Source organism: Providencia sp. UF-183, assembly GCF_058246155.1.
Map to the genome: position 1 here is coordinate 1 of NZ_JBSICD010000082.1, position 324 is coordinate 324.

The window sequence follows — 324 nt, forward strand, 5'->3', positions numbered from 1 at the left end:
TGTTCTTTGTATTAATGCTATTGCTAATCAATGCTGCACTCAGTAACTCACGGGTATGTTACGCCAATTTTCATCATGTTCGCCCTTATCATAGCTCCTTTTTCTTATCTGAAATCACCCTTAGTATTTATGCGACACCTTGTTATTGCTCATCAATGATCCACTTAGCAATTAACTTATTTATCTAGGCATTTTTTATTATTGTTAATCAATAATCCACTCAGCAACTAACTTATCTGTTTATGGTACTGTAGTTGCGTAAGTGAATTTGATAAAGATTAGCGGGTATTCTTATTGTTGGCGCTGTCTTTTTAGCGTGGGTAA

The 324-nt window shown here is 34.9% G+C and carries 1 protein-coding gene; it reads left to right on the top strand.

The genetic code is table 11. From position 1 onward, the window contains the following. A partial coding sequence (locus tag AC4IFT_RS22445; protein ID WP_490752945.1) for a hypothetical protein occupies positions 1 to 188 on the top strand: 188 nt, incomplete at its 5' end. Between the last annotated feature and the right edge of the window lie 136 nt (positions 189 to 324).